The sequence below is a fragment of the Streptomyces sp. NPDC045778 genome, assembly GCF_056431945.1.
The window spans coordinates 38,527-45,454 of record NZ_JBWKJZ010000050.1; the positions used below are offsets into that span (position 1 = coordinate 38,527).

The 6,928-nt window shown below is 77.6% G+C and carries 5 protein-coding genes and 1 pseudogene; 4 read left to right on the forward strand and 2 right to left on the reverse strand.

From position 1 onward, the window contains the following. Positions 1 to 49 precede the first annotated feature (49 nt). Positions 50 to 586, forward strand: coding sequence for an HNH endonuclease (locus tag AC07GB_RS37335; protein ID WP_478853577.1), 537 nt, complete (start codon positions 50 to 52; stop codon positions 584 to 586). Between the two features lie 141 nt (positions 587 to 727). On the opposite strand, the gene AC07GB_RS37340 is transcribed toward AC07GB_RS37335, so the two are convergent. Next, the gene (locus tag AC07GB_RS37340; protein ID WP_478853579.1) at positions 728 to 3,667 is read right to left on the reverse strand and encodes a beta-N-acetylglucosaminidase domain-containing protein; all 2,940 of its coding nucleotides are present in this window, start codon (positions 3,665 to 3,667) and stop codon (positions 728 to 730) included. Between the two features lie 294 nt (positions 3,668 to 3,961). Here AC07GB_RS37340 and AC07GB_RS37345 point away from each other — a divergent pair, with 294 nt between their 5' ends. From AC07GB_RS37345 to AC07GB_RS37355, 3 genes are read left to right on the forward strand one after another with little or no spacing between them, the layout of a single operon-like run. Further along, on the forward strand, positions 3,962 to 4,198 hold the full coding sequence (locus tag AC07GB_RS37345) for a hypothetical protein (RefSeq protein WP_478853580.1): 237 nt from the start codon (positions 3,962 to 3,964) through the stop codon (positions 4,196 to 4,198). Positions 4,199 to 4,207: 9 nt separating this feature from the next. Then, positions 4,208 to 6,406 carry a 4-alpha-glucanotransferase gene (gene malQ, locus AC07GB_RS37350; RefSeq protein WP_478853582.1) on the forward strand — a complete coding sequence of 733 codons (2,199 nt, stop codon included), beginning with the start codon at positions 4,208 to 4,210 and terminating at the stop codon, positions 6,404 to 6,406. A gap of 48 nt (positions 6,407 to 6,454) precedes the next feature. Then, positions 6,455 to 6,694: a hypothetical protein gene (locus AC07GB_RS37355; protein WP_138959772.1), complete on the forward strand. Its 240-nt coding sequence runs from the start codon at positions 6,455 to 6,457 to the stop codon at positions 6,692 to 6,694. Positions 6,695 to 6,842: 148 nt separating this feature from the next. Here AC07GB_RS37355 and AC07GB_RS37360 read toward each other — a convergent pair. Beyond that, positions 6,843 to 6,928 (reverse strand): annotated as a pseudogene (locus AC07GB_RS37360) (MBL fold metallo-hydrolase); the annotation flags it as partial.

Consider the following 6,928-nt stretch of genomic DNA (forward strand, 5'->3'; position numbering starts at 1 on the left):
AGATCGTCCCGGCGCGAGCCACGCGCCGCCGGCGTACAAGGAGGCCTCCGTGCCGCATGTCCTGGTCCTCAACGCGTCGTACGAGCCCCTTGGCGTCGTACCGCTCCGCCGCGCGCTCGTCCTCGTCCTGGAGAACAAGGCACTCTGCCTCGAGGAGTCCGGCGCCTTCATGCACAGCGCGACCCGCACCATCCCCGCACCCAGCGTGGTCCGGCTGAAGCGGTTCGTGCGGGTCCCCTACCGGGGGCCCGTTCCTCTGACGCGACGTGCGCTGTTCGCCCGTGACGGCGGCCGGTGCATGTACTGCGGTGGCGTCGCAACCAGCGTCGACCACGTCGTTCCGCGCAGCCGCGGCGGCCAGCACGCCTGGGACAACGTGGTGGCGTCCTGCCGCCGCTGCAACCACGTGAAGGCCGACCGGCACCTGCTGGAGCTGGGCTGGCGCCTGCGCCACAAGCCCGCCCCGCCCACGGGCCTGGCCTGGCGCATCATCGGCACCGGGCATAGGGACCCGCGCTGGCTGCCGTACTTGCAGCCGTTCGGCGCGGACGACGCGATGGCCCGGATCGACGGCATCTCCGCCTAGGGGACCGGATCGATCCGGGCCTTCGTCGTCGCCCGGCCGTCGTCCCCACGACGCCGCACGGCCAGGATGCGCGGCGTCGTGGAGACGACACGGACGTACGGGGCCGGAGACGACACGGACGTACGGGACCGGGGTCCGGCCTCAGCCCGTCCCGGCGGGCCCCGCCGCTCCGGCCACGGCGTAGGCCTCCACCGACCACAGCGAGTAGCCGAAGCGCGTCGCCCGCCGGTCGCCCCGCACCCGGACGAAGCGGGTGCCCGGCGCGTCCATGCGGATCGACTCGCGCCCGCCGCGCCCGCTTCGCACGGTGGCGGCCGTGCGCCAGGTCCTGCCGTCGGCGGACGTCTGGATCCGGTACGCGGCGGCGTACGCGTCCTGCCAGCGCAGCACCACCCGGCCGAGCCGCACCGGCTCGGCCAGCTCCAGCTGCCACCAGGCGGCGTCATCGGCGGGCGAGGACCAGCGGGTGGCGGCGTCGCCGTCGAGCGCGGCCGCGGCCGGGAAGTCCGCCGTCTCGTCGCCCGACGACGAGGCCCGCCCGCGGCGCGCCAGGTCCGGACCCCCGGTGCGGGGGAAGGCCCGCACCGCCACCGCCCGGGTCTCGCCCGCGAAGGCCACCGTGACCTCGTACGTCCCCGTCGGCGTGCCCGCGGGGACGGTCACGTCCAGCGGCACCTCGACCTGGGTGCCGCGCGGCAGCGCCGTCGTCTCCGGGACACGCACCTGGACGCCCCGGGGCGCCCGCGCTTCGAGCCGCCCGCGCACGGCGCCGGGGCGGCGCGGGAGCAGCCTCGCCGTCAGCCGCGCGGGGGCGCCGCCGATCTCCGCGTCCACCTCGGCGGGGCCCGGCGTCAGGCGGACCGCGGGGCCGTCGGCGAACCAGGGCGCCAGGTGCCGGACCGTTCCGCCGGACGCGAGGACCCGTACGGCGTCGGCCTGCGGCCCCGGCTCAGGCCGTGCCTCGGTGAACCCGGACGCGGAGAGCCCGGTGAGACGGCGCCAGCCCGCACCCGGCACGTGCGCCTCCACCACTCCCCGGGTGCCGGGGTCCGTCAGGGCCGTCACGGCGGCCAGCGGCCGGGCCCGCCCCCAGCGGGCGCCGGGCCCGTCGGCCGCGTGCTCGCCGTCGAGCCCCGCCCACTGCCCGTACGCCCGCTCGGCACGGTCCAGGAAGGGGTCCAGGACGCCCTCGCCGACCGTCACGCCTCCGGTCCGCAGTTCGCCGCGGAGGCCGCGCAGCGCACGGGCCGCGCGCCAGGCGGTGGCCCCGTCGCCGCGGTCGGCCGCGCCCAGCATCTCGACGGCCGCCTCGCCCGCGGCGCCGTAGCGCGCCAACTGCGCCGTCCAGGGCGCCACTTCACGCTCCACCTCCGTGCCCGCGAGGCCCTCGGGCGCCGCGCGCAGGACGCCGAAGGCGGACCGCAGGGCCTGCGCCGCGGCCCCCGCTCCGGCCGCTCCCGGCGCCGCGCGGGCCGCCCAGAAGCCGCGCAGCAGGGGCCGCAGACAGGCCGACTCCTCGGCGGCGAGGACGGAGGAGGCGGCGTTCCCCGCGAGGGCCCGCAGCGCGGCGCGCGCCTGCTCGTCGCCGCCCGCCAGGTCGTCGATCGCCGCGAGCCAGGAGGCGTGGGGCCGGTAGCCGCGCGGGTTCCACGCGTAGTCGGCGGCCGTGAACAGCGGGATGCGGGACGCGGCGGGCTGCGCCATGGCGTTGTTGAGCAGGCCCGCGGAGCCCTGCGCCACGGCGGGCTCGCGGCCCGTGGAGGGGCCGAGGAAGACGCGGTCCCGCGCGAAGTCGTTCACCGGGTAGTTGTCCATCGTCACGAGCGGATGCGCGCCGAACGCCTCGCGCGCGCCCGCCAGTTCACGGCCCGTGATGGTGCGCGGCACGACGCCCACGCCCGTCCACGCCACCTCGACGCCCGCGTCGAGGTGGCGCGCGAGCGCCCGGCGGTAGGCGGTCGCGCCGTCCTGGAAGTACTCGGTCGGCATCAGGGACAGGGGCGGCGCGCCCGGGTGCCGAGCGGCGAGGTGCCGGGCCAGGGCGCCCGCGACCCTGGCCTGGGCCCGCGCCGCCGCCCGGGGCCCTGACCCGAAGGCCGCCGCGTCCTCGTCGCAGTGCCACTCGCTGTAGCTCACGTCCTGGAACTGGAGCTGGAAGGCGCGGAAGCCGAGCGCCCACATCGCGTCCACCTTGCGGGCCAGGTCCCGCACGTCCCGCGGCGACGACAGGCACATGCCCTGGCCGGGGGCGACCGCCCAGGCGAGCGTCACGTGGTTGCGGGCGGCCCGCTCGGCGAGGGCGCGGAACTCGGCGCGCCGCGCCGCCGGGTACGGCTCGCGCCAGCGGGCCTGGCGGTACAGGTCGCCACCCGGCGCGTACAGATACCGGTTCTGCTTCGTGCGGCCCAGGAAGTCCAGCTGGGCGAGGCGCTGCCGGTGTGTCCAGGGCGTGCCGTAGAAGCCCTCCGTCAGACCGCGCACCGGGGCCGCTGGCCAGTCCCGGACGCGGACGCCGGGGACCTGGCGGGTTTGGGGGTCCAGGAGTTGCCGCAGCGTCTGCACCGCGTGGAAGAGGCCGTCCGGGCCGACGCCGTCCAGGGCCACCGTGTCCCGGCCCGCGACCTCGCCCACCGCGAGGCGGTAGCCCCCCGCCGACAGGCCGGCGCGCGGCCGGGAGCCGAGCGCCCGCAGCGCGTCGTCCGCGCCGGCACCTCCCGCGCGGACCACCAGGTGGGGGCCGGGCGGGGGCGGGGAGCCGTCGCGCGCCTCCGTGATCTGTCGCGCGCCCGCGCTCCTGAGGAGGGTACGCAGGGCGTCCAGGGCGTGCGGGTCGGCGTCCCCGGCGATCAGCGCGACCGCGTCGCCGACGGTGACCGGGGCGGTGGCCGTGCGCACCAGCTCGTGGGGGCGGGGCCACACCTGTGGGGGCCCGTCCGTCGTCCGCTCGGGCTCCGTACGGGGGTCGCCCGGGGGCGGTGGGGTGGCGACGGCCGGTTCCGTGAGGGCGGTGGTGGTGGTCAGGGTGCCCGCGATGACGGCCGCGGCGACGGCGGCCACGCCCTTTCTGCCCCGCAGTTGCACGGCCCCCTCCTCGTCACTCTGGTCGCACGCGTGATTACGTAGAGCACTGAGCCCACCATTGGGGCGGGGCGGGTGTCAACGCCGGGGCCCGGCCCTCGCGCGGGCGCCCCCGGCCCGCCCCGCCCCGATCCAGGGCTCCGGCCCGCGCCCGAACTCCGGCCGGGGGACTGTGACCAGCGTCACCTTCGCGGGTCGTTTGCGTCTGCGGTCCGCCGCAGTGGGTATGCCCCCGGGAACCGAAGCCCGCGAAATCCCACGCGCATCCGCGCCCACCCGCGAAACAAGGAGCGTTCTGTGCCCCCTTCGGCGAATCTTCTCCCGTCCGGCCTCCCCCTGGAGGTCTCGCACCCGGACTCAGGGCTCGAAGGATCCGGCTCCCTCGGCTGCCTGGAGCCGCCCCTGACCAGCGAGCCCCCGCTCGCCGACGCCGCGCCGCTGACCAGTGAGCCGCCGCTCACCGACGCCGCGCCCCTCACCAGCGAGCCGACCTCCACGGGCACGGCCGCGGGCCTGGACCCGGCCGGGATCTAAGGGCCACGGGTGACCCTGACCCGGCTCGCCGCCCTGCACGGCGTGGCCACCTCCTACTCCCCGTCCCCGGGCCGCACGGTCCAGGCCTGTGAGGCCGCGGTCGTCGCCGCGCTCGCCGCACTCGACGTCGACGCGAGTACGCCGGACGCGGTGGCAGCGGCCCTCGACGCGCGCGAACGGGCCCTGCGGGAAAGGCTGTTGCCCCCGACCCTGGTCCACTGGCTCGAACCGGAAGGCCGTCAGGAGGAGTTACCGCGACCGGAAGGCCGCCAGGAGGACAAGCCGAAGGCGGGCGCCCTCCCCGACTCCCGCCCCGAGCCCCGCCCCGAGCCCCTCCGCGCGCTCCCCGCCCGCACCCGCATCGACCTGCGCACCGAGCAGGGCTCCACCCTCACCTGGGACACGCCTTCGCCGCCCCCGCCCCTCCCGCTGGGCGCCCACCGGCTGCGCGCCACCACCCCGGACGGGGTCGTCGCCGAAGCCCATCTCCTCGTCGCCCCGGGCCGCGCGCCGGAGCCGCGCGCGCGGGCGTACGGGTTCCTCGTCCAGCTGTACTCGCTCCTGAGCCGCCGCTCCTGGGGCATGGGTGACCTGGGTGACCTGGCGGATCTCGCCGCGTGGGCGGGGCGCTCGGTGGGCGCGGGCTTCGTCCAGGTGAACCCGTTGCACGCGGCGGTGCCCGCGCCGCCCGGCGGCAGCAGCGACCCCTCCCCGTACCGGCCGTCGTCGCGCCGCTTCCCCGACCCCGTCCATCTGCGGGTGGAGGACGTACCGGAGTTCGCGCGGCTGCGCGGCGCGGCCCGGCAGCGGGCGAGCGCCCTCCTCGAACGCGGCGACGCACTGCGCCGAGCGGTGCTGCGGGACGGCGCGCTGATCGACCGCGACGCCGTGTGGGCGGCCAAGGCCGAGGCGCTCGAACTGGCCGCGCGGGTGCCGCTCGGGCCCGGCCGCTGCGCCGCGTACAGCGACTTCCTCGCCGAGCGCGGCGCGGCCCTGGAGGCGCACGCCACCTGGTACGCGCTCGCCGAGCGGCACGGACCCGACTGGCACGCCTGGCCCGTGCCCCTGCGCGACCCGGACAGCCGCGAAACCGCCCGCGCCCGCACCGAGTTGATGGGCCGCGTCGACTTCCACGAGCGCCTCGCCTGGTACGTCGACGAGCAACTGGCCGCCGCGCAGCGGGCCGCGCGGGTCGCGGGCATGGGCATCGGACTCGTCCACGACCTGGCGGTGGGCGTGCACCCGGACGGCGCCGACGCCTGGGCGCAGCGCCGCTGCTTCGCGGCGGGCATGTCGGCGGGCGCGCCCCCGGACGCCTTCAACGCGCGCGGCCAGGACTGGAACCTGCCCCCGTGGCGGCCCGACCGGCTCGCCGAGTCCGGGTACGCGCCGTTCCGCGAACTCCTGCGCGCGGCGCTGCGGCACGCGGGCGCGGTGCGCATCGACCACGTGATGGGCCTGTTCCGGCTGTGGTGGGTGCCCGCGGGCCGCCCGCCCACGGAGGGCACGTACGTGCGTTACGACGCCGAAGCGATGCTCGCCGCCCTCGTCCTGGAGGCGCACCGCGCGGACGCGCTCGTGATCGGCGAGGACCTCGGCACCGTCGAGCCGGGCGTGCGGGAGACGCTGCGCGAGCGCGGGGTCCTTGGCACGTCGGTCCTGTGGTTCGAACGGGACTGGGCCCGTACGGGCGAGGTGCTGCCGCCCGGGGACTGGCGCGCGGACTGTCTCGCCACCGCCACCACCCACGACCTGCCCTCCACGGCCGCCCGCGTCACCGGCGAGCACGTCGGGCTCCGCCACGACCTCGGCCTGCTGACCCGCCCGCTGGCCGCGGAGCGGGCCGAGGCCGCGGCCGACGTACGCGAATGGCTGGCGCTCGCCTCCCGGCTCGGGCTGCTGCCCTGCGGCGCCGGGCACGAGGAGGACGAGGTGCGCGCGCTGCACCGGCTGCTGCTCGCGACCCCGGCCCGGCTCGTCGGGGTCTGGCTGCCGGACACGGTCGGCGACCGCCGTCCGCAGAACCTGCCGGGCACCCTGGACGCGTATCCGAACTGGCGCCTGCCCATCGCCGACGCCGACGGCCGCCCGGTGTCCCTGGAGGACCTGACGGCGTCGCCGCGCCTGCACGGGCTGCTCGACGTGTTCCGGGAGTTCCGGGAGTTCCGCGCGGACCGGGCCCGCCGGGGCCCGGGCACCGTCCCCTGATGGCACCCCGGGCGCGCGGCCCGCGGAGCCGTTCGCTAGTTTGGCATCGTGGACAAGAAGAACGCCCTGCGCGCCGGTGCCGTTGCCACCGGTACGACGCTGATGATGCTGCTCATGTCGTCCCCCGCGCTCGCGCTCACCCGCGACGACGGCGACGACCCGGCTCCCAAGCTGAGCGTCGCCGAGACGCTCGGGCTGTACGTCGCGGCACCGATCGTCCTCTTCCTGGTGATCGCGGGCCTGGTCATGGTGGGTGACAAGTCCCGCAAGCAGCAGAAGCAGGGCTGATCCGCCCCCTTTTCTGAGCCGAGGGCGCCCCCCGGGGGGGGGGGGGGGGGGGGGGGGGGTGGGGGGGGGGGGGGGGTGGGGGGGGGTTGGGGGGGGGGGGGGGGGGGGGGGGGGGGGGGGGCCGGGGCCCCCCCCCCCCCCCGCCCGGTCACCAGCCGCGCTCGCGCCACTCCGGCAGGTGCGGGCGCTCCGCGCCGAGCGTCGTGTCGTCGCCGTGCCCGGGGTAGACCCAGG